This window comes from Acinetobacter sp. LF10 (assembly GCF_048585715.1).
Taxonomy (GTDB): Bacteria; Pseudomonadota; Gammaproteobacteria; order Pseudomonadales; family Moraxellaceae; genus Acinetobacter.
Genome location: NZ_CP184160.1, coordinates 1,123,530 through 1,147,228, shown reverse-complemented (window position 1 = coordinate 1,147,228; position 23,699 = coordinate 1,123,530). Strand labels below are relative to the sequence as shown.

At 38.2% G+C, this 23,699-nt stretch carries 18 protein-coding genes, 4 tRNA genes and 2 pseudogenes; 8 read left to right on the top strand and 16 right to left on the bottom strand.

Going from position 1 to position 23,699, the window contains the following annotated elements:
• Window positions 1-6: 6 nt before the first annotated feature.
• Complete coding sequence (locus ACN19N_RS05520; protein WP_420002133.1) at window positions 7-5,619, bottom strand: YDG domain-containing protein; 5,613 nt, start codon at window positions 5,617-5,619, stop codon at window positions 7-9.
• Between the two features lie 538 nt (window positions 5,620-6,157).
• Between ACN19N_RS05520 and ACN19N_RS05515 the strand changes: the two genes are divergently transcribed.
• Window positions 6,158-8,872, top strand: a complete 2,715-nt coding sequence (locus tag ACN19N_RS05515; protein WP_420002132.1) for a M66 family metalloprotease — start codon at window positions 6,158-6,160, stop codon at window positions 8,870-8,872.
• 195 nt (window positions 8,873-9,067) lie between these two features.
• Here ACN19N_RS05515 and ACN19N_RS05510 read toward each other — a convergent pair.
• From ACN19N_RS05510 to ACN19N_RS05485, 6 genes are all read right to left on the bottom strand, one after another.
• A tRNA-Trp gene (locus ACN19N_RS05510) sits at window positions 9,068-9,141 on the bottom strand.
• 64 nt (window positions 9,142-9,205) lie between these two features.
• A tRNA-Leu gene (locus ACN19N_RS05505) sits at window positions 9,206-9,290 on the bottom strand.
• Window positions 9,291-9,440: 150 nt separating this feature from the next.
• A tRNA-Trp gene (locus ACN19N_RS05500) sits at window positions 9,441-9,514 on the bottom strand.
• Window positions 9,515-9,582: 68 nt separating this feature from the next.
• Window positions 9,583-9,667 (bottom strand) — tRNA-Leu (locus ACN19N_RS05495).
• A 106-nt stretch (window positions 9,668-9,773) separates the two neighbouring features.
• Entirely contained in the window at window positions 9,774-10,598 is an 825-nt protein-coding gene (locus ACN19N_RS05490; RefSeq protein ID WP_269228302.1) for a protein kinase domain-containing protein, read from the bottom strand.
• Window positions 10,573-12,081, bottom strand: a complete 1,509-nt coding sequence (locus ACN19N_RS05485; RefSeq protein WP_269239391.1) for a DUF3336 domain-containing protein — start codon at window positions 12,079-12,081, stop codon at window positions 10,573-10,575. Before ACN19N_RS05485 ends, ACN19N_RS05490 begins: the two co-directional genes overlap by 26 nt.
• Window positions 12,082-12,258: 177 nt before the next feature.
• Between ACN19N_RS05485 and ACN19N_RS05480 the strand changes: the two genes are divergently transcribed.
• A complete protein-coding gene (locus tag ACN19N_RS05480) occupies window positions 12,259-13,137 on the top strand; it encodes an ATP-binding protein (RefSeq protein WP_420002131.1) in 879 nt (292 codons plus the stop codon).
• Window positions 13,138-13,242: 105 nt separating this feature from the next.
• Window positions 13,243-13,994 (top strand): annotated as a pseudogene (locus tag ACN19N_RS05475) (DUF6670 family protein).
• Window positions 13,995-14,054: 60 nt separating this feature from the next.
• Here the strand turns inward: ACN19N_RS05475 and ACN19N_RS05470 are convergent.
• Window positions 14,055-14,630 (bottom strand): TetR/AcrR family transcriptional regulator, encoded by a 576-nt coding sequence (locus ACN19N_RS05470; protein WP_269228305.1) that lies wholly within the window; start codon window positions 14,628-14,630, stop codon window positions 14,055-14,057.
• A 90-nt stretch (window positions 14,631-14,720) separates the two neighbouring features.
• Between ACN19N_RS05470 and ACN19N_RS05465 the strand changes: the two genes are divergently transcribed.
• The 3 genes from ACN19N_RS05465 (at window position 14,721) to ACN19N_RS05455 (ending at window position 16,906) form a co-directional block, all read left to right on the top strand.
• Window positions 14,721-15,263: an HPP family protein gene (locus ACN19N_RS05465; protein WP_420002130.1), complete on the top strand. Its 543-nt coding sequence runs from the start codon at window positions 14,721-14,723 to the stop codon at window positions 15,261-15,263.
• A 150-nt stretch (window positions 15,264-15,413) separates the two neighbouring features.
• Complete coding sequence (locus tag ACN19N_RS05460) at window positions 15,414-15,992, top strand: TetR/AcrR family transcriptional regulator (protein ID WP_420002129.1); 579 nt, start codon at window positions 15,414-15,416, stop codon at window positions 15,990-15,992.
• Window positions 15,989-16,906 (top strand): DMT family transporter, encoded by a 918-nt coding sequence (locus tag ACN19N_RS05455; protein ID WP_420002128.1) that lies wholly within the window; start codon window positions 15,989-15,991, stop codon window positions 16,904-16,906. The genes ACN19N_RS05460 and ACN19N_RS05455 overlap by 4 nt, the downstream gene beginning before the upstream one ends.
• 79 nt (window positions 16,907-16,985) lie before the next feature.
• Here the strand turns inward: ACN19N_RS05455 and ACN19N_RS05450 are convergent, their stop codons facing one another.
• Genes ACN19N_RS05450 through tsaD form a run of 4 tightly spaced genes read right to left on the bottom strand, consistent with a single transcriptional unit; the run spans window position 16,986 to window position 19,746 of the window.
• A complete protein-coding gene (locus tag ACN19N_RS05450) occupies window positions 16,986-17,489 on the bottom strand; it encodes a hypothetical protein (RefSeq protein WP_241305984.1) in 504 nt (167 codons plus the stop codon).
• Between the two features lie 40 nt (window positions 17,490-17,529).
• Complete coding sequence (locus ACN19N_RS05445; RefSeq protein WP_269228310.1) at window positions 17,530-18,285, bottom strand: tRNA(His) guanylyltransferase Thg1 family protein; 756 nt, start codon at window positions 18,283-18,285, stop codon at window positions 17,530-17,532.
• Window positions 18,285-18,737, bottom strand: coding sequence for an AAA family ATPase (locus ACN19N_RS05440; RefSeq protein ID WP_269228311.1), 453 nt, complete (start codon window positions 18,735-18,737; stop codon window positions 18,285-18,287). Before ACN19N_RS05440 ends, ACN19N_RS05445 begins: the two co-directional genes overlap by 1 nt.
• 1 nt (window position 18,738) lies before the next feature.
• Entirely contained in the window at window positions 18,739-19,746 is a 1,008-nt protein-coding gene (gene tsaD / locus ACN19N_RS05435) for a tRNA (adenosine(37)-N6)-threonylcarbamoyltransferase complex transferase subunit TsaD (protein WP_293738283.1), read from the bottom strand.
• Window positions 19,747-19,891: 145 nt separating this feature from the next.
• On the opposite strand from tsaD, the gene rpsU reads away from it, so the two are divergent.
• Together rpsU and ACN19N_RS05425 are read left to right on the top strand one after the other, a co-directional pair.
• Complete coding sequence (gene rpsU, locus ACN19N_RS05430) at window positions 19,892-20,107, top strand: 30S ribosomal protein S21 (protein ID WP_004652785.1); 216 nt, start codon at window positions 19,892-19,894, stop codon at window positions 20,105-20,107.
• Between the two features lie 29 nt (window positions 20,108-20,136).
• Window positions 20,137-20,583 (top strand): GatB/YqeY domain-containing protein, encoded by a 447-nt coding sequence (locus ACN19N_RS05425; protein WP_004808327.1) that lies wholly within the window; start codon window positions 20,137-20,139, stop codon window positions 20,581-20,583.
• Between the two features lie 81 nt (window positions 20,584-20,664).
• Here ACN19N_RS05425 and ACN19N_RS05420 read toward each other — a convergent pair whose 3' ends face one another.
• The 4 genes and pseudogenes from ACN19N_RS05420 to ACN19N_RS05405 form a co-directional block, all read right to left on the bottom strand.
• Window positions 20,665-21,024 (bottom strand): hypothetical protein, encoded by a 360-nt coding sequence (locus tag ACN19N_RS05420; protein ID WP_420002127.1) that lies wholly within the window; start codon window positions 21,022-21,024, stop codon window positions 20,665-20,667.
• A gap of 40 nt (window positions 21,025-21,064) precedes the next feature.
• Window positions 21,065-21,430: a GFA family protein gene (locus ACN19N_RS05415; protein WP_269239383.1), complete on the bottom strand. Its 366-nt coding sequence runs from the start codon at window positions 21,428-21,430 to the stop codon at window positions 21,065-21,067.
• Window positions 21,431-21,458: 28 nt separating this feature from the next.
• Window positions 21,459-22,871: pseudogene (locus ACN19N_RS05410) on the bottom strand (M48 family metalloprotease).
• Between the two features lie 154 nt (window positions 22,872-23,025).
• A complete protein-coding gene (locus ACN19N_RS05405; protein ID WP_269228313.1) occupies window positions 23,026-23,613 on the bottom strand; it encodes a 1-acyl-sn-glycerol-3-phosphate acyltransferase in 588 nt (195 codons plus the stop codon).
• Window positions 23,614-23,699 lie beyond the last annotated feature (86 nt).

The window sequence follows — 23,699 nt, the reverse complement described above, 5'->3', positions numbered from 1 at the left end:
GCGTTCTTATGATACTCGCTTGAGTCTACTGTCCTGTTGTACCCTTAAATTACCTGATACATTTGCATTCTTGTTTGAACCTGCATTTTTATCTGCAAATTGTCCTTGCGCATTCAGGTTAACTTGGTCACCTGTAATCAAACCATTCAAGCTACCATTTACAATTGCACTGGTTGTACCGTCATAGACTTTGTCTTGAGCAGTGATACTACCTGTGATTTGCTTCTTGCTGATGTTAGCCGTCACTTGTCCAGTGGCGGTGAGTTCATAGTTGCCTGCATCCAATCCAACCAAGCTACTTGAAGCTGTGACAACTTTATTTTGACCTGCGTTCTTATCTACAAACTGTCCTGTTGTACCCACACTGACTTGATCGCCTGTAATCACATCACTTGCATTCAAACTACCATTTACAATCGCATTGGTTGTACCATCGTAAACTTTGTCCTGAGCGGTGATGCTGCCTGTGACTTGTTTCTTACTGATGTTAGCCGTCACTTGCCCATTGGTGGTGAGTTCATAGTTGCCTGCATCCAATCCAACCAAGCTACTTGAAGCTGTGACAACTTTGTTTTGGCCTGCGTTCTTATCGACAAATTGTCCTGTTGTACCCACGCTGACTTGATCGCCTGTAATCACATCACTTGCATTTAAGCTACCATTTACAATCGCACTGGTTGTACCGTCGTAAACTTTGTCCTGAGCTGTTAATACACCTGTAATTTGTTTCTTGCTAATGTTGGCTTGAGTCTGACTATTCGCTTGTAGGCTATAGTTGCCTGAATCTATACCACTTAAATTACCTGATACATTTACATTCTTGTTTGAACCTGCATTTTTATCCGCAAACTGTCCTTGCGCATTCAGGTTAACTTGGTCACCTGTAATCAAACCATTCAAGCTACCATTTACAATTGCACTGGTTGTACCGTCATAGACTTTGTCTTGAGCAGTGATACTACCTGTGATTTGCTTCTTGCTGATGTTAGCTTGTGCGGATGTATTCGCTGAAAGATCGTAATTACCTGCATCTGTACCCGTTAAATTACCTGATACATTTACATTTTTATTCGAACCCGCATTTTTATCTGCAAATTGTCCTTGCGCATTTAGGTTGACTTGGTCACCTGTAATTAAACCATTCAAACTACCATTTACAATTGCACTGGTTGTGCCATCGTAAACTTTATCCTGAGCTGTTAATACGCCTGTGATTTGTTTCTTGGCAATATTAAGTGAACCATTTTCATATACGATATTATAGTTCGTAGTTGATGCTGCTCCAGCTACAGTGTTGGTATAACTACCTGCATTTCGATCGCTCGCACCAGAAGCAGTAACACCACTAAAGATATTTGCTTGATTGTTTGCATCATTGCCTTTCAAGCCTGCAATCGTAAATCCAGCAACATTTTGTACCTGACCATTATAGGTCGTTGCTAGGCTATTTCCTTTAATTGTGGCAGTGGCTTTAGTAATGATATATGTGCCATTTACAAAGGTGAGATCGTAATTTTTATCGCCTTTTGCAGCATTACTATAAGCAACAGCATGTACATAGTTTCCAGCATCTTTACGTGTTGCAACAGCATTTACTGCGAGAACAGATTCAGTTTCCCCATCAACTAAGCCATCAGCACGGAAACTATTAATTTGTTGGTTAAAACCATTATATTCACGTGTTTCATCCAGTGCGTAAACCGTTGCTTTCTTTTTATTAATGACAAACTTGCCATCAACATACGCGATGTCATAGTTTTTGGTACTGCTATTTTCGCCTGTCACCTTATTGGTATAAGTTCCTGCATCTTTACCCGAAGCACCTGTTATCGCGATATTTCCAAGTAAGGACTCAGCTTCCCCATTCACCAATCCATCAACCCTATAATGTGGATTATTAACTGATTGAGTTTTACCGTTATAGATTGTTGAATCACTATTTCCAGTAACGGTCACCTTAGCTTTATTAATCGTTAAAGTGCCTTCATTGCCAATGAAATCATAGCCATGTTGGTTATCACTATAATAAATCGCTTTATAAAGACCCGCATCCGTTCCACTGGTTTGACCATTGGCAGTATATTTGCTGCTGTCTAATCCCCATACATCAGCAAAGTGTTGTTCTTTGCCTGTATAGGTTGTGGTCTTATCCGTAACAGATAAATCCTTAGTCGTCAAAAAGCTGCGTAGTAAAGGTACGCTCAAACCATCATAAATACGCCATGCCGTCTGTTTTCCTCCTAATTTGCTATCAGCATCAAGGAAAGTAAATTTAGACGCATCTTTCATTTCAGCATTGGTCAAACCAGAACTTGCACTACTCCCTGCGCTGGCATTTTGCAGCGTGGTCTCTTTATTCCAGTGACCATTACTCACGGTTGCGTTGTTATTATTTCCAACTAAACCACCAACCAGACTATTCCCTGTAACACGCCCAGTGGCATAGGCATTTTGGATCGTTGCTTGGTTTTGGTTACTTCCCACTAAGCCCGCAACATTACTCAATCCACTGACAGCACCAGTTGCATAGGTATCTTTAATGATTGCATTTTGATTAGTACCGACCAGACCACCAACCTGATTCTGACCTGTCACTTGACTGGTTGAATATGCACTTTCTATTTTTGAACCATCTTGTTGCTGTCCAACCAATCCACCCACAGCATCACCCGTACCTACAACCGATCCAGTACTATAAATGCTATAAAGTTGTGAACTCTGTGTACTGCTTCCAACGACAGCACCGACATGGTTTTGACCTTTGATATTGCTATTCACGACACCAAAGTTTTTAAGATTGGCGTTCTGAATATAGCCAAATAACCCAACGTTATCCGTGGTTTCACGAGAAATATATAAATCTGAAATTTGATGACCTAAACCATCTAATTTACCTGTAAAAGCGTGACTACTATCACCAAGCGGATTAAAGCCAATACCAGTTGCATCACCCCAAAATTGTGAGTTTTTGGCATCAATGTCATTACCCAGTAGGTAATTACCTGCAAGGTTTTGATTTATGTTTTGTAGTTGATTTAGATTTTGGATAACGCTGTAGTAACCGCCCAATTGATCTTGTTTGTTAACGACTTGGTTTGGACCAATATGATATTTAAAATACGGCGTGGTTTGATTATCAGCATTTGCCCAAATTTTATCAAAATCAAAGCCAATAAATTTATTCGCATTGAACATTTCATCACTGGTCAGACCACTAGTATTGGCGCTGCCTGAACTGCTATCTAGTCCTGTTTTATTCTTATCCCAATAACTATTGGTTACAACACCCTGAACATTTTTTCCGAGTAAACCACCGACTGCTGTCACCCCTGTCACTTTTCCAAGTGCATAGGTATTTTCAATCTTTGCAGCAAGGTTTTCTCCAACCAAGCCACCGACACGATCAGTACCTGTGACTGTTCCTGTTGCATAAGCATTTTTCACTTGGGCATTATAATAATTGTTCCCAACTAAACCACCAACATTTTGCTCGCCAGTCACAGTTCCTGTTGCATAGGCATTATTGATTGTACCGCCATGATTGTTATCTCCAACCAGACCACCAACAATATCAGTACCATTCACATTTCCAGAAGCATAGACATTCTCGATAACTGCACCATCATTACCCCCAACTAAACCACCAATATAGGTTGAGTTTTGTGCGCCAGTGACATTCCCCGTCGCATAAGCATTTTTAATGGTACTGCCATCAAAGTTTCCTCCGACTAGACCACCAACAGTCCCATAGCCTTGAACCGATCCCGTATTGAATACATTCTCAACCAAACTTTGATGACTACTTTGCCCGACCAAACCGCCAACAAAACTGTCACCAATCACTGAACCGCCAACCAAACCGACGTTACGAACTACAGCACCATCAATATGTCCAAACAATCCCACATCATAACTATAAGGTCGATTGATCGTGAGATGACTCACTGTATGCCCTAAGCCATCAAAACGTCCTGTAAAATAATCAAATTCATTACCAAGTGGATTAAAACCTTTTTCGTCTCCAACACCCCAATCTTTGGTCACCGTCGCATCAATATCTGTTCCAAGTACGTAATTACCTGCCAGCGCACTATTGATATTTTGTAAAGCCTGTAAATCAGTCACAACCTTATAATCAATACGTTTGCTGACATCCGTACCTTTTTGTGTACTAAAATTTTGCCCTGCTTTTAAATTTATCTGAGCGCCATTTTTAATATAATAATTGGCACTCTCCTTGCCATTTTGCCCATATAACAACACCACTTTACCATCTTGGTTTTGTGCCGTAATACTGGCATTCACATTAATATCGTTATGTGCTTTTAGCGTCAGTGTGGTGTCTTTATTCCATGTAACTGCCGCATTAACATTGATATCACCCTTTTCTGCCCCAGCATTTTGTGTTTCCAAAATGACCGAGGTACTATTCAAATTATTTTGTAATGTCGTTGCACCAATACCACTACCCGTTTGAGCAGCCGAGCCAGTATTGATACTAAAATCAGTTGGGTCAATCAGCCATGTTCCTGTTTTACCGCCATCAGATAAAGTCGAAACGTGTGTGCCATCTGCAATTTTCACCTGTGCCGCACTGGTTTCAATAAAACCACCCGCCTGACCATTGCGACCTTCTGATTTTAAAATACCACTGACATTGGTTGTGCCTTGTTGCACATCGGCAAGCAAAACAATTTCACCTTTGGCATTTTGACTCAAACGATTGGCTTCAATAATACCGCTGTGATTCACCACGGCTTTGCTTAAGATATCTTTGGCTTTTGCAGTTAAATAAATTGCACCATTATTAGCAAGAATTGCGCCACGGTTATCAATCAGACCTTGCAAGGTCCCAATTTCAACTTTGTATTCAGTCAGTTGACCATCTTGTAATTTTAAAGTGACCTGATCTGCTGCTGTTAAGTAAATAACACCATTATGTGCCTGAATCTGCCCTTCATTGATGACCGTTGGTGCAATAAAAGCAACAACGCCACCATTGGCAATAACTGAGCCATAGTTCTCAACACTGGCAGCATTTCCCTGATTTTGAAGCTTAAATTTCCCACTGACAATATCACTATCGGTGACATTCAATGTTGATGCCACAATCCCACCGACATTCACTTGTGCCGTTTTAGAGAAAATCACACCATTCGGATTCAATAAAAAAACTTGCCCGTTGGCATTCAGTTTCCCCATAATTTGACTGGCGTTACTATCCAAAACACGATTTACTGCAATCGAAGAAGTATTCGGCTGATAGAAATTGACCGTCGCATTTTGCCCAATGTTAAAACTATCCCACTGGATACCTACATTTTGACTATTTTGATGAACATTTAACGTATTATTATTTTGACTGACTTGTGCAGAGCCAACTGTGACATTACCACCTGTTGGCAATTGTACATCAGATACTCCTGCCCAAAGTGAGATCGGAAGCAGTGCTAAACTTAATAAAGATAAACGTAGGGTCCGAAACCAAGTTTTTGTCTCTTTAACATGCCCTATCACCGTTGAACTCTGACCGCCTCGCGAATGACTTCGTGTTAATTCCGAAGTCACTTGCCAACAAGCTAAGTTTTTATTCCATACAGTTCTATAAACTTTATTCATTTCTACGCCACCCCAAAATTGATATCAGCGCCAAACTTAAAACTACCATTTCAAAAAATGGAATCAAAATATAAGAATTATGTGTTCCCCTTATCATTTTCAATATAATAAAGGCAATTAAACACATTATTTAAAAGATGAATTTTAAATAATAAAGTAGACACACAAAATAATTACAAAGATACATTAATTATATCTATTTTAAAACCCAATGCATTTTTAATTAAGACTAAATCCAATTGATAATTCAATTTAAAGCTCAATAAAATAAGCTTAACAAACCATGTCTAATTATAATTTTTGCCAAAATGTGTCAATAAATGTCATTCAATAACATAGCCTTATATTTTGAGAACACCACATCTATATTAAAAATTTACAAAACAACATTAACACTTGATTAAAAAAACAAGAACAATATCACAGAAATAGCATATATACCTCATATCAAATATATATACTCATCAATTAAATATAAGTTATATTATTTTTAAATAAATCCCTATTTAACACTTTATTAACTCGGTTAGTTAAAAATATGAAAAATGTGACAAAACCCTCAATAAGCACATTAAGCTTTTGTATTTCACTCTTATTATTATCTGGTTGTGGGGGAAACTCTCAAGAAACAACTGATAATAATAAAACGGATTCAGCGACAAATGGTCAAGCAAAGGCACTTACGACATCAGGTGCTTATCCTGAGCCAAATAAGGATGTTTTTGATTCAAATACATTGGGATTCTACGATTACGACTTACAGGGTAATACGCGACCTTTACGTAATGATCTTGTCGGTAGTTTTTCAGCAATGATCCAATTTGCACAAAACCATACCGTAGACCCGAATGGTAACGAGGCGAAAAGTATGCCTCGTCTTACCAGTGAAAAAGATGCTCTTCTTTTAGTCACCCCAAATACCGACATGGGTGAGGTACAACAACTGAATGCAGAAATCTATTTAAATAGTCGTTTAATACGTCGTGTTGCATTACAAGAACCCACTCAAATCCCCGCCTCAGATCAATCTAACGGCGATGCTCGCCCAAGAGTTCAATACTCTAAACGCACATGGACAGCAGCCCTTAACTGGGATGAAGTCAAACCGGGTTTAAATATTCGTATTGTAGATCCTGTCAGCCTTAAAAACGGGCGACTCGATGCACAATCGATTGATTTTGGAGCGCCGGGTGAATTAGTGGTTCAAAGCATTCGTTTAGGCATGCTCACCGCACCTCGACAATCTAGCGGTCACTATATGCTGAACGAACCTGAAAAAGCGGGTACTGATTATTTTGAAACGATTCCTGCGGCAAAAATGATCGTCACAAAGTATGATGACATGCAACTGAATCAAGTCATGGTTGCAAGTGGTGTCATTTATAATGACAAAAGTGCCACAACAGGTGATGTCTACAGTGGTGATATGCGAGAAAATACTGCTAAATCAACATTTAGTACAGGAATAAATCTTGCAAATTGGGGTGTAACCAGTGCATCAATGTCAAGCCAAGAGCAACCTCAACTGACTCAAAGTGCAGTCATTCACCATGCTTGGGGTAAATACCAAAATGGTGATGTCAATCATGGCTTAAGTGGTGGTAATGGTATCTTAACGCTGATCGATTCTGTGGGTAATGAATTCAGTCATGAAATTGGGCATCACTATGGTTTAGGGCATTATCCCGGACAAAATGCTGAAAACTACTTTTGGTCAGCTCATCATCCTGACAGTGGATGGGGTTATATTGCTTATCGCAACCGTATGCGAGGCAATTTAAACTGGAATAATACAAATCTAGAAAATCGCTTAGGTGGCACACCAATTTTCCAAAATGCCTATACTTACGGCACTGATGCTATGGCAGGAGGTAATTACTCGAGCTCCCTCTCCCGTTTTACTCATTACACGGGTTATAGCACACAACTAAGAATTCAACCTGCATTTGATCGTGCTGTGTGGGATTCCACCTCTCCAACAGGATATAAACGCTGGAACGCGACAACTCGCCAAATGGATGTCACTCAACCTAAAGTTCCAAACTCAAATCAAGTTTGGTACAACCGCCCAGATGGCAATTATTTAAAACCCACTCAATTTGGTGTACCCGTTTTTACCATTTTAGGTGGCTATGACCCTGTCAACCAAATTGGTCTGCTTTATCCTGCAGCACGTGGTAATTGGGGGAACGTGTTTTCACTTCCTCAAGCACAACTGGGTCTTGCAAATGCAAGCTGTTGGATTAATGTCAAATATGCATTAAAAGCTGAGGAAAACATTGCGCTCGCACCAAATCGAATGAATGGAAATGCAAATAAATTGCACATTAACTTGGCTCAAAGCGATGCACCACTCAGCGTTGATTTATACTGTAAACGTGCGAATGAACAAGCCAATAAACTTTCATCGATTGTTATTCCAAGTTATGCCCAACCTCTACCTGCTGCCGTAACGATTGGTAAGGAACAAGGTTATAAAGCTTTACGCAAAGTTGAACTTCCACAATTAGAACAAGCTTTACTCAGCAATCAAGGCAAGTTCGTCGCTAATTTATCTCCAAGTAATAAAATTCTTTATGATTCTTATAAGAATTTTAAAAATGAACTTTCAACAACTGCGCAGCAAGAATTAGAACGTTTTAGCAACCAACAAAAACAGCTATATCGCTTAAACCGCTGGGTCAATGTATATCGTAGTGACTTAACAGCGAATGTGACTGCTGCTCATACTGCTTTAAAAAGCTTTGTTGCTCAACTTGGTCTTTCCAATAGTAATCCATTGGCTGGCGCCACTATGTTTGTTATGCCAAACATGAATTCAGCGTGCCTCAAGACAGAAATTTCGAGCAGCACAGGAAAACCAAGCGTATACATGAGTGGCAAAAATGGCTGTACAGGTGATAATGCTAGTTTATGGGTCTATGATGCTGTAGGTAAAATCCATAGCGTACAATACCCTGAACTTTGTTTATCAGGTGCAACCCTTGCCAGCTGTAATAACAGCGTAAGCAATCAGATTTGGGAAACACCTGTAACAGGCTCAACACAGCAATTCCGTCAAGGTAATACTTGCCTTGATTTGAGTGGTGGCGGTGCACCAGCCGCAAATGGTCGTGGTACTTTAATCACATACGGTTGTAGCAGTGGAAATAATCAAAAATGGACGATTACCACAGCTAGCCAAAACTTTATTTTAGCGGCTGCAACAGGTCAAAATTTACCACTATTGGCAAAAGCATTAGCAACACCATAATCAAACACGATCAAAAATAAGCATAGGGAGCGAATATGCTCCCTATGCTTTTTCTAGTTTTCTCAATTGAATAGATGATTGATTACGATTAATACGTTAAGCAAATATGATTAAAAACTGATATTCATTCAATTGAATTATTGAATCAAAAAGCATAAAAAAGCCCTTGTAAATACAAGGGCTTTTTTATTTATTTGGCAGAGGATCAAGGACTCGAACCTTGACGAACGGTTTTGGAGACCGTCATGCTACCATTACACCAATCCTCTATAACTGCATGATTAATTCATCTCTGACTTAATCATAAAAAGTAAAACACTTACTTTTTAAATTTGGTGGGGGCGAAGAGACTCGAACTCTTACACCTTGCGGCGCTGGAACCTAAATCCAGTGCGTCTACCAATTTCGCCACGCCCCCAATGGATGTGTATATTAGTGATAAACTTTCTTGCTGACAAGCCTTTTTTATAAAAAAACTATGCATCTGAAAGCTAATGCTTTTTTCATATACAAATGAAAAAATTATTGAAATAAAAAAAGGAACTTATTTAAAGCTCCTTTTCATATTTGGCAGAGGATCAAGGACTCGAACCTTGACGAACGGTTTTGGAGACCGTCATGCTACCATTACACCAATCCTCTATAACTGCATGATTAACTCATTTCTGATTTAATCATAAAAAAAGCAAGAAAATCTTGCTTTTTAAATTTGGTGGGGGCGAAGAGACTCGAACTCTTACACCTTGCGGCGCTGGAACCTAAATCCAGTGCGTCTACCAATTTCGCCACGCCCCCGATGGGTATGCATATTAGTGAGAAACATGCTTTATGACAAGTCTTTCTGATAAAAAACCCTACCAAATGCACATATAATATTCAAATCAATTATTTATGTTTATTTTTACAGCAAATTAATCGCATTTAAACAATGTTTTGCTTCAACAACGGAGTTCAACCGCTGTTCTTTATGTTTGTGCAATAGACCATTTAGCAAAGGTAAAAAACACTGTAACTCATTAGGCAATTGAATCTCTAGTTTTTGGCAATGTAAAACTGCCCAATCATGATAATTTTTTGCACATACTCTCGTTTGAGACAACCATTCATAAAGAATGATGCCGAATGCATATAAATCAGTTTGTACGGTTTTCGGCTTCCCATGAAAAAGTTCAGGTGCCATATAACGTGGAGTCGCCGTTAAATTCTCTATTGAATGCTCTAATTTGCAGCTTTGCTCAAAATCAATCAATTTGCATGAGTTTTCATATAATCGGAAATGTTCAACTTTTAAGTCTCCATGAATCCAACCCAGTTGATGCATATTGTTTAGCGCATTTAATGCAATAAGAATCTTGTGCTGAATCGCTTCAGTATTCGCTACATTTACAATCGTATCGAAAAATTGATTTGTATCAGGACTGAGTAACCCTACCCCACACTCAGGAAAATCCATACCACTTGTGATATCCCGAAGCTGAATAATTTGATGTGCTAATAAAAAAGTTTGCTCAATTTGGGCATGTTGTTGATAGAAATCTAATTCACGCTGAAAAGCTTGCTCTAACACATCATGGGTATTCGCTAGATGGAATTTGAGCCAGTACTGTTGCTGTGCGACCTGAAAAGTATATAAACGCCGCCCAAACGCATAGCTCTCAGATTTGGTTGTTAAAGTTAAGTCATCCCATTGAAAGTTTGAATCAGAGATCCACGTAGTAAAAATCATTCTGCTGCTTTTCTTGCTGCTTTCGCAATGATGTTAAACAATGCTCAATGGTTTTACCAATCCGTGCATGTATTTCGATGGAGGAAATCTTAGGCCATGTTGCCCTTTCACCCTCTTGCTGTAAGATTTTAAAAAGTTTTGGACGTGGGTTTTTGAGCATGTAATGATAATGGCGAAGTCCATACTTGGCGATAATATTCACATCCCCATAATAACGTTGTCCTAAAATTCCATAGCCATGATCTAAAATACGGCGAATCGGGAAAAAATCCCCCATATAATGGCGCGTTAGATCAAGAAATTCCATCGCAATAGCTTTGCCCTGATGCCGAATAATTCGCTCAGGCCAACTCAGCACATCTCGACGAAATCGTTCCGTATCACTTTGCATAAAAGGCACAATATGTGGGTTTACTTGGCTAGCAATAGTGTAATTAATGTTATATAGACGTGCCATTTTTTCTTGTGGAAAATCACTGCGCATACTTCCATCCACCCACCTTGTATTGGCTAGATACGGCGTATGTTGACCATCATAACGCTTACTGGTTACATGCACCGGCGGAAATAATACAGGTACAGCACAGGAAGCTAAAACCGCACTCCAAACCAAAACATTCGGTGCAGTCAGTGCATTCATAATCCGTGGATTTTGTGCCGTGTTATAGGGCGCAATCACAATATTAATGTGGCGTTTTGACTGTTGATAAGCTTCTGCAAATGTTATATCCCCCAAATTATTCATTAGGAATTTTTTCAAATACATCACATCAGCAATTCCACCATTCCCTCGAATCAATTCTGTCATTTTTCTAAATTTAAAGGCATCACTAAAAAAATGTTCACCTTTGAGCAGTTCTGGAATTTTATCAGCCGATGATACACCCAACATGCCAGTCATGATCGCCCCTGCACTTGAACCAGACAGAACTCGAGGCATCAAATCTTGTTCGAGCAAAGCCTTACATACACCTGTATGAAATAAACCCAGTGTCGCACCACCAGAGAACATAAGTGCAGGTTGTCCATAGGCTCTTTGACATTCTTTAAAAAATTGAATTTTTTCTTTGAGTTGAAAAGTAATACATTCACTAGAAGCTAAATAGCGAAGACATTCACTCATTTCTTCCACATAGTTTTCGATAATTCTTTTGGTACCAATATAGGTTTGTGCAAATAACATTGGATGACCAATATTGGCGAAGTCATAAGATAAGCCTTCACGAAGAACATAAATTAAATCTAAAGTTCGATGTTGCATTCGATATTTTTTTAATAGGTTATATCGTTTAGACAAAATTTCTGCATCAAAGTAAGGCGATTGATTGTCATATTTCCATGCTTCATGCCCCGCTTCTTCATCCAATTTTAGTGCAATTTCTTTCCATTCCGCATAAGAACTCGCTTGTTGCAAGCTCTCTTTTAACATATCGACTCTATGCAATTGATATGTATTTCTTTTTTCTTGAGCTCTATTAAACATTAGCATTCCTATTTTTCATTATATTCTTATCATCTCGCACTTATACAATGCAAAAAGCAGCACCAACAATCAAGGGTAAAATTGACCTTTTGCAACATTTTTCATGATATTTTCTGCATTTCGACTATAGCGATGATAGTATCCCTATTCATTAATCACTGAGTTTGGTTTGTGTTTATGGCTATTCTTGATTTACCCGAATCTATTATCCAATCGTTATCCAGTGTTTTGACACAGTTACAACAAGTTCTCCCTGCTCCTAAACAACCCACAGATTTTTCTGCATTTCGATGGGAAAATAAACAATTGCTTGCAATTCAACAACCTAAAAAAATGTATTTAGAAGATTTAAAAGGGATTGAACGCCAAAAAGCCAAGATTATTCAAAATACTTTACAGTTTCTCAATGGTTTACCTGCCAATGATGTCTTACTCACAGGTTCACGCGGTACAGGGAAATCATCGATTGTTCGTGCCTTACTCACAGAATATTCAGCACAAGGTCTGCGTTTAATTGAAATTGAAAGAGATGATCTTTCTGATTTACCTAAAATCCAAAAATTAATAGAACATCGCCCTGAAAAATTTATTGTTTATTGTGACGATCTTGCGTTTAACGCAGAAGATGAAAATTATCGTAGTTTAAAAAGTGTCTTGGATGGCTCACTTCAATCGGGTTCAAGTAATTTTATTATTTATGCAACCAGTAACCGCCGTCATTTATTACCTGAGTTTATGCATGAAAATACGCCCGTGCGTAAAGTCGATGTTCCTCAATATACCGAGTTACATCCTCAAGAAGCGATCGAAGAAAAAATTTCATTGTCCGATCGTTTTGGCATGTGGCTTTCCTTCTATCCAATGGATCAACAACTGTATTTAGAAATTGTTGAGCATTATATTGTTCAAGCAAATTTGGAATATAACGACATTGTTCGTGCTGAAAGTTTGAAATGGTGCCAAGCTCGTGGGCAGCGTTCAGGGCGTGCAGCCTATCAGTTCTCTAAGCATTGGATCGGTTCGCAAAACCTTGAAAAATTGTCTAACAAGGTTTAGGGAGATTGCCCTAAAAAGCTTTGGCTTTGTCCTTATTTCCGCTTAGCAAAGGCAATTGTTTTTCATAACCTAGCTTTTCAGTATGGAAAGAACGTAGGAAACAAGATGAAAAAACAATTGCCACCCTCATCCCTTACAAGCAAAATTTTGGGTAAAAGTTTATTACTCGCACAAAGCACCTTAGATCAAGCGATTAAATATTCAACGATTCCTTTTTCTGAACCAGAAATCATTCGTCCTAGAACTGAAGAAAAATTCTATACATGGACACACTATGGCATCTTCTTTCCATTGCTAACTGAGCCACATCGTTATTTGAATATTATGATCTTGCTTGGTACGCCTGGGGCATTGGCTTTTGATCATGATGATATAACTTTGGGTGATCCGCGCAAGACTGCAACTTTCTTTTCAAGTACTGCCGCTTTAGATGAACATCTATTAAAAGCCTATATCATGCCTGAAGAGACTCATATTCAAGAAAATGGTTGGCAAATTGAGTTGGGACAAGAAGTTTCGATTGAAGGCACTTTACCCAATATTCATCTCAACGGTGCTTATCATGGCTTAAAGTTTGAGTTTGATTTGGATGTTACAGATCAAGCCTCTTGGTTTATTAAAACCCCGATTTATGATCACTTTAGTCTATTGTCAAAATTTAAAGGGCAACTCGAATATCAATGACAAATAACACTTACAGAAGGCTTATGTACCTATGAATATGCCAGAGCCGCAGGCACGGAATCGGTTATGCAAGTGCATACACTTTCACGGGCGAATATCAAAACCAAAAAGTTCAAGGTCGTGGTTATCTTGAATATATTGATGTCGAAAATCAAAATGCTTTTAAAGATTAAAAGTCTTGAATTAAGAAAAATAAGCCTTTGATTAGTGTTCAAAGGCTTATTGATTTAGGATTAAATTTCTTTTTGACTAAGATCAATCTGAGTAAAACTATCAACAATTTGCCTGATTGATTTTTTAATCTCTACTGCAACTTTGACATCATAACCTTCTACTAAAAAGCGACTAATTAATCCTTCAATCAAAGTATAAATAATTTCAACTAATACATCAGCATTGGAAAAAGATGCTAAATATTGCGCGATTAAGTTTCGAATCCAAATCTTATGCTCTTTCGAAACCATGATGATGTCTTGATCACCCAAATGCGATTCGGCAACTGCTCGAACAAATAGACATCCTTTAAAATTATCTTCTTGGAACCACAACAGATGCCAATCAATCAATTTATCTAATGCTGGTCGCCCTGTTTCACCTGCAACATAAGCAACCAAACTATTCCTAAACTTTTCGTCTCGTGCCTGTAAAACCGACTTCACCAATTGATTTTTATTTTTAAAATAAGTGTACATCGTTGTTTTTGAACAGCCTGACTCATCCCGAATTAAATCAACACCCACACCAACAAAACTATTTTCATAAAATAATTTTTCTGCTGTATCCAATATTTTGTGGGCCGATTTAGACATAAAAATTTACTCGCTCAAATAGTACAGATCTGTACTATTTGTAATTTTAGCGATATCATCATTTCAAAGCAACCATTCAATGAGAATGAAATGTTATCAATATTCCAAGGTAAAGAGCACCTCGCCCCAGCACCGCAATCCAGTGATCTAATTAGAAGCTTAGTCGGCGGAACACTGAGTATTTTAATCCTGATTTTCCTCAGTAAATTGACAAATAATTTATTCATCATGGCACCGTTTGGTGCAACTTGCGTACTGTTATATGCCGTATCTCAATCGCCATTAGCCCAACCTCGTAATGTTATTCTTGGGCACTTTATCTCGGCATTGATTGGTTTATTATTTCTTAAACTTTTTGGTAACTCTGCATTCAGTATTGCACTTTCTGTTGGCTGTGCGATTGCTGCAATGCAATTTTTACGTTGTATTCACCCACCTGCTGGAGCAAATCCTTTAGTCATTCTACTTACTGTGAATACAATTGAATACCATTGGAGCTTCTTGTTTTTTCCTGTACTTCTCGGTGCAATTGCCCTTGTACTGATTGCTTGGTTAGTCAACAACCTCAAATCAGAAAACAAATGGCCAATTTATGGTTTAGCATTGATTGATAGTAAAAAGACTATCAAATAAATAAAGTCGTGATGGAGGAGATCAAAGCTCTCTGCATCCCTGCAAGCTCATAGAAAACTTTCTATCAATCAATTCAATAAATTTCTCTTGTCAATTACTCTACTTTTCCACAATAATAGGTAGATCGGTATACCTAATTTATATTTAATTATGAGCACCAAATCAGCAAAACAAAAAATCCTAGATGCCGCATCCATCCTGTTTTACAACGATGGGATTACTAACACAGGCATTAATAGCATTACAGACAAAGCCAAAGTCGCAAAAATGTCTTTGTATAATAATTTCCCAACCAAATCCGACTTAATTACCTGTTATATCGAAGCTCGACACCAAGAGTGGTTAGACTTATATGAGAAAAGAAAAGTTCAGATCAAAACACCGATGGATGGCATTTTAGCTATTTTTGATGCCTATCAAGATCATGCAAAATTTGCCTATGAAAAAGGTTTTCGTGGTTGTGGTTTACTGAATGCAGCAGCCGAATTTCCTGCACATAGTCCTGAGCGTTTAGCCGTTAAAAATCATAAAGATGAAATCGAAAATATTGTGGCTGGACATTTATCACAATTATTCAAAGAACCGCAAAAAGTCCAACAACTTGCGCTACTCATTTCTTTCATATTAGAAGGCTCGATTGCCCGTGCAGGTTTAGAAAGTTCGAGTGAGAAAGTATTTTCGGCAAAACAAATAGTTCAAAATTTATTAGAACGCGAGATTTCAAATTGAGTAGTTCATCTTTTAATTTCAGTACTCATTCTGGTTTTATCGCCGTTTTAATTGCCTCTATTTTATGGGGAACGACAGGTACTGCTGCCTCTTACGCGCCAAATCTAAGTCCTTTAGCGATTGGCGCAATCGCAATGGGTGGCGGTGGCTTATTACAAGCTTTATTAGCCCATAGAAATATCCGCAGTCATTTACCTCAAATTGGCTCTTATTATCCTTTACTTTTGATAGGCATGATCTCTGTAGCGATCTATCCTCTCGCCTTTTATTCATCAATGCGTATGGCGGGGATTACTATTGGGACTGTCGTTTCAATTGGTTCAGCCCCTTTATTCACTACATTTCTAGAAAAATTCTTTGATAAAAAAGCACTCTCAGGAAAATGGTTTATTAGTTTTGTTTTTGGTGTTGTAGGAGTATTGCTGTTATCTCTAGGAGAGTCTCACGCTCAAGGTGCGACACAAATAATGACTACAGACCAAAAAACTATTGGCATTATTCTCGGACTGATCGCGGCACTGACCTATTCTTTATATTCTTGGGCTGCTAAAAAAATGATTGATCGGGGTGTCGATTCAAAGGCTTCAATGGGATTAATTTTTGGCTTCGGCGCTTTAATCTTATTACCAACACTGTTTTTTACTGGTTCAAATCTTTTTGATGAATCTATGAATCTGTATGTAGTGGGTTATATGATGCTGATTCCAATGTTCCTTGGCTATCTGCTATTTGGTTACGCTTTAAAGACTATTTCAGCCAGTACCGCGACCACACTGACCTTGTTTGAACCACTGGTTGCCGCTTTATTCGCAGTCTTATTGGTAGGCGAGCAACTGGCAGCGATTGGTTGGGTCGGTATGGCATTGATTTTTGTATGTTTGGCCGTGTTGTCTAAAGTAGATAAACCAAATTAATTTTTTTATTTAAGATTAGAGATATTCAGAATTGATGCAGAAAATAAATTTTCTCTGCATCAAACATACAGCTTAAATATTAATACTCTTTTGCTAACTTCTCTAAGGTTGTGAGCATTTTTCTCACCACACTTCTTTTATGATGCAGCATATTCTTAATATTGCTTGGATTAAAACCTGTCAATTTTGCAATACCACGACTGGTCATGTATTCACCCGTTTTCGCAAAGTGCTTTTCACTTAACTCGGTTTTCGCATTTGAGAATCGAACCGCCAGCTTATAATCACTAAACTCAGACCATGCGCCGGTCTTATATTCATCCGCATCAAAGCTACCCTTCTGCTGAGTAGGTTTTTCACGCAGAATATTACTCAAACGGTTAATGACAATCTTTTCTTCACTTTGTTCAATTATTTGATAAAGTTCAGTTTCTTCAAAAGGACGTCCTAAAGCGATATCTTTTCTATATTGTTCAACGATCTTTTCTTTTGACTCGACCTTTTTCTCACCTTGTTGAGTGAGACAGAGAATTTTAAATAAAGACTCTAATCGGCCACATGTAAAAATATAAGAAATTTTCAACTTACAACTCCATTATGAACGCTAGTTCATAAAAATATTTTCAAAAAAAATTTTGACCTATAAATTCACTATAAAACTCATTTAAAGGCAAATCAAAATCAGCAACTAATTGCCTTCTTGTCGTTTGTGTAATTTCACCAGTTTTCGGATTCAGACCCATTTTCTCAACGTCTTTCCAATAAACACCTGTACCACGTTTTTGCCATGCAGGAAGTTCATTAAAATTAATCTGCTGTGAAAAGAGTAAATCATGCTTTTCTTGACGATTTAACCCTTTAACTTGTTCCGTTGCTTCAGCTACTGCATGACCCGATTTTCTTAACATCCAATAGCAGTGTGCATTTAATGCATTTCGATGAGCATCCTCTTGTCTCCAACGGAAATAGTCATCTACTAATTGCGAATTGGGTAAAACACAAACTCGAGCATCAAAAGTAGCAATTTGACCATGCATCACTGAGAATTTTGCACTGGCTTCACCTGCTAAAATAGAAAGAATTTTGCGTTCCTTACGGTTAAAACTTTCATCACGGTAATGGAATAAAAGAGAAATTTCATCGCTCTGGGTGTAACCATAAACGATATTAAAACCACACTGTAATAAATGGGTTGTGGTTTCTACCATTAAATCTCTAAAATGTACATCAAATGGTGCTTCAAATTGCCAAATATCTTTGGTTAACCGTGTAAATCCACGACCATCCAACCTTACGACAATATAATTTTCGGGCGGAATACAGAAATCGTAAGCCGTCTCATATTTTCTTAATCTTATATCTAAATCTTCAAATCTCATTATTGTTCTCTTTGATACAGCAATCTCACATTAAAGTCATTTTCTTGATCAATTGAAACGCTGTAAATTTCATCAAAACCCTCATAAAGTTCAGGTATTTCTAACTTTTTAAAAGTTGAAATAACACCAACTCGGGGAATTTTCGCCTTACCTTCACGTCGTTCATTCCGAAAAAGAGCATCATCCAAACTGCTATCAAAATAGTATGCGATCACTTTAAAGTGTGCATTTTTTGCATCTTGAACATATATCTTTCGATCGAGTTTACTTGGATTGGTATTATCAATAACAACTTTCTGTTTTGCTTCTAAACAAGCATTAAACAATATTTTCTCACGATGTCTGGTTTTCAACATATCAAGATTGAGACGAATATGAGTATCAGAGAAATATCGCTTAAAGAATGTTGATTTACCTGAAGCTTGCCCACCTACAAAAATGATAAGTTCCATTTTAGGTGGGTTCTAACTCAGTCATTGGCCATCTTGGTGTCGTCGTCACCGCTAAACCATCATGTTGCCCAGCTTTTAAACGTTGATATCCAGCAAAGGCAATCATGGCGCCATTATCAGTACACAGTGCAGGCTCGGCATAATAGACTTGAGCTTTGATTTTTTTAAGTGATGTTTCCAATTGCTCACGTAATCGTAGATTGGCGCTCACACCACCTGCAATCACCAATCGCTTTAAACCTGTTTGTTTTAAAGCTTTCACTGATTTTTTAGCGAGTGTATCAACAACTGCTTCTTGAAAAGAAGCTGCCACATCGGCATCACGATTCTCTTCACCTAGCTTTTTCAATTGTACAGAAACCGCTGTTTTAAGACCACTAAAAGAAAAATCTAAACCTTGATGTAATATTGGTCGTGGAAATTCAAATGCCTTGGCATCACCCTGTAACGCCAATTTCGCAATATTCGGCCCACCTGGATAAGGCAGTTTCATCATTTTTGCGACTTTATCGAAGGCTTCACCTGCAGCATCGTCAATTGACTCACCGAGCAATTCATATTGACCGATCCCATAGGCTGCCATGAGTTGAGTGTGACCACCTGAAACTAATAAAGCCACAAATGGAAATTCTGGTGGCGTTTCCGAAAGTAATGGCGCAAGCATATGACCTTCCATATGATGCACACCAATTGCAGGTTTATTAAATGCAAACGCCAAACTGCGGCCAAATAATGCTCCAGTCATCAGTGCACCCATCAATCCTGGACCACGGGTATAGGCAACAGCATCAATCTCTTGCTTTTTAACACCACTCTGCTCAAGTAATTGATTAATCAAAGGAATCATTTTACGAACATGATCACGTGAAGCCAGCTCTGGTACGACCCCACCATATTCTGCATGCAGTTTAATTTGGCTATACAAAACCTGTCCACGTAAGCCGAGCTCGCTATCATAGAGTGCTAACCCAGTTTCATCACACGAAGTTTCTAAGCCCAAAACAATCATTAAACTGCCTTTACAACGATCAAAAATAATATCAGAGCTATTATAGACTTGTGATCTGAGTTGTAAATGAGTAAAATACTGACCTTCACTTGCGATCTAGTGCAATCGTGCATTAGATCTTATCCATAATCTTAGAGGATTTTACATGCCACAAGTTAAGTTGAAAGAAGGCGAACCAGTAGACGTAGCTATCCGTCGTTTCAAACGTTCATGCGAAAAAGCGGGTGTTTTAGCTGACGTTCGTAAGCGCGAATTCTATGAGAAACCAACTCAAGAACGTAAGCGTAAAAAAGCTGCTGCAGTTAAGCGTTATCAAAAGAAATTGACTCGCGAATCTGTACGTACTACTCGCCTTTACTAATTAATTTGTGATTGACTGCTGAAGAGACTATGAATACTTTAAAAAACCAAATTACTGACGTATTAAAAAACTCAATGCGTGCCAAAGATATGGCAACAGTAACGGTTATTCGTGGTGTACAAGCAGCAATTAAGCAAATCGAAGTCGATGAACGCATAGAGCTTGACGATGCTCAGGTTCTTGCGGTCATTGAAAAGCAAATTAAACAACGTAAAGAATCGATCAAGGCCTTTTCTGGCGCTGGTCGAGATGATTTAGCTAGTAAGGAACAAGCCGAAGTTGAGGTTATTTCTCAATTTCTACCAGCCGCTATGACTGAGGAAGAACTTGATTCCATCATTGAGCAAACGATTGCTGCTCAAGAAGCTACTAGCATGAAAGATATGGGTAAGGTGATGAATTCTCTACGTCCGATCATAGCCGGGCGTGCCGATCCTGCACAAGTATCTGCTAAAATTAAAGCAAAATTAAGCTAATCTGCTTAATTTCCTCTATTTTATACAAATTATTCTATTTAAAAATTGGATTCATTAAATAATGAACCCAAGAGATTATTTTTACTTAAAATCACACTGAACATTATATTTCACTAGCATTTGCATCTCATTTGACTCAGTGACTTGTTTGATTACATCCTGTTTAGTCATATTTGCATATTGCTGCGGTAAGGATGAGCGATTTTTTTCAATCGCATCTGACATATCCTGAATATAACGCTGATTAATACCACAATACTGAGCTTGCTGCTCAGGTGTGAACTGTGAAATCTGTGGATTAAGGCTACGTAAAAAACTACGAATATCCTGTGCATAGACACTACGAATTTTCTCAACCGAATTCACATATTGCTCAACTGATGCTGCTGAGCTAATCCCTACACTGCTTATCGCAAAAATAAAAACTAAAATTTTCTTCATAAATGTTCTAACTTCTCAGCGATTTTTTACGCAGATCATCTTATCTTAATTCAATAAAGTTTGGCTTGTGCTCAGAAAAAAATTCTTCTTTTGGTGCAGGAAGATTCCCATCAGTCACTGTTCCTAGACGTAAACGAATCACATTAGGTAAATCTGTACGATATGAATAAAGTGGGCTGGCACAATTTTGACAAAATACGCGTGCTTTATTGGGTGTGTGGAAGTATTCTTTGAGCTGATCGCGTCCTGATAGAATTTTAAATTGTGTTTGGTCAAGTGGGCTGTTCCAACCAGCGATTGAACCTTGCGCCTGTTGGCAATGGCTACAATAGCATAAAATGCTGTTTTCAATTTCACCATGATATTGATACTGCACTCCCCCACACAAACACTGCCCTTTAATCATTTTTATTTCTCTTAATTCTTGATAAAGATTAAATTTTCATACGTCGATCATCTTGCATTTGTTTTAAGCGAGAGTCAATTTTTGCTGACATGGCTAAATTTCCTTTGGCTAAACGCTGAGCGTGCAACATGGATTTAATCGCATTTTCTTCATATCCTGACCAATACTCAGCTTCAGCACGGTAACAAAGCACATTAATTGCTTGCAGTGGCGAACTTTTATCTAAGTTTGTTGCTTGTTGCAACAGTTGCCAACCTTCAATATCTCTCTGGTTTTTATGGATAAACCGTTGAACTAATGTTTGAGCTTGAGCAGCCTACCCTTGCCGAATTAAAACTTCTGCAAGTTTGTAAGATAGCGCCCTATTTTCAGGCATCGTTTTTTGAATAAAATTTATACTACTATAAGCCTGATCAAATTTATTTTGCCCTAAATAAATATCTGTTTGAATCAGTGGAACCAATACATGATATTTAAACTTTGCTTTTACCAAATCTAGATTTGCCTGTGCCTGAGTATAATCACCACGTTCTAAATAAAACTTACTTAGCGCTAATTGTGCAGCTGTATTTTTTTGATTGGCAAAAGCTTGTAATTGAGTTTCTGTCGCTTGGTTTGAAATTACGAGCGTATATAACTTTAAAATCTCAAAATCAAGATCATATATTTTTGATTTGACTTTTGGGAGTTGGTTTGCTCGTAGTCGGGCTTCACTCATACGCTCTGTCGTTAGTGGATGAGTGAGCCAAAAATCAGGTAGGAAACTCACACGACTTGTTTCACGATGCATAGTTTCAAAATAATCTGCCATGCTTTGTGGATTATATCCAGCAGAATACATAAACTGCATACCAATACGGTCTGCTTCACGCTCTTGATTACGACTATAACTGAGTTGCTTGTCCATCAACGCAGCTTGTGTGCCTAACATCACCGCTGACCCAACATCACCATCCGCTTTAGATGCGATTGCCGCACCGACAAGAATACCTGCGAGAGCAAGTAACCCCTGTCCTTTAAATGCTTCTTGTGAACGACTGTAATGTCGCTGTGCAACGTGGGCGATCTCGTGGGCCATGACACCTGCTATTTCATCCAAATTTTTTGCAGATGTAATTAAGCCTGTATTTAATGCAAACAAACCACCAGGCACTGCAAATGCATTAATTTGTGGATCTTTTATAACCACTAAACCAATCGGTTGACCCAGCTGAGTCTGACTAAGAATACCTGAAAAAACCTGTAAAAATTGATCTTCTAACCACGCATCTTGTACTGTTGGCATCTGTCGATGAACTTCACGATAAACTTTTTCACCAATCAGTTTTTCTTTCTGCTGATCAAGCAAACCTATACCACTGCCAATTTCAGGTACTTCTGTTTGTCCAGTTATCTGCGTAGGCAAAAAGATCTGAGTATGACTCAATTGAGTGGTGGCCAATAAGCCACATGCAAGCAGCAGCGATCTCAAGTCGTTTCTCTATGATTCTAATGAAGAAATTTAATATAACATTAGAAAATGAAGATATTTGCAACGAAGTGTTATAAAAGGCAGGAAAATCCTGCCTTAGTTTATATTTTTGAAAGCAACACGATTATTTCGTGTTTACATAACGTTGATCGACACTAAATTTCTCTGGAAACTTTGCATTAATCTCTGCATAAAAAGACATAATCTCAACCATATCTTTTTCATAATCTCCCGTAGGATAAACAATTTTTCCTACACCTGTTTTTTTCTTAGCATAATCCATATACGCCAATGCAATCGGTACGCCTGCGGTGGTTGCAACATGATAAAAGCCAGTTTTCCACTGTTCTTGTTTAGCACGCGTCCCTTCTGGTGTCACTAACATCACTAACTTAGGATGTGTTTTGAACAAGTCACTCATGAGTTGAACCATACTCGGTCGCGCTTGTCCTTCTTGTTTCGCGCTACGATCAATCCCAATACCACCCATTGCACGCACAAATGGACCAAATGGAAACTTCATGTAACTATCTTTAATCGTAAGACGAACATTTACACCTAAAGCTTTTAATGCCAACCGTGCATATAAAGCATCCCAATTACTGGTATGTGGAGCTGCAATCATCACGCATTGATCAACATTCAAATCCCAATGATTATCCAGCTCCCAACCCATTAGATTTAAACTTTTTTCAGCCAATTTCTCAAACACAGACACCCCGAAGACAAAATTTCAAAAGGCGAAAGTGTACCAATATTAATCAACTTAAAAAGACCATATAGATTAAAAATCCAACA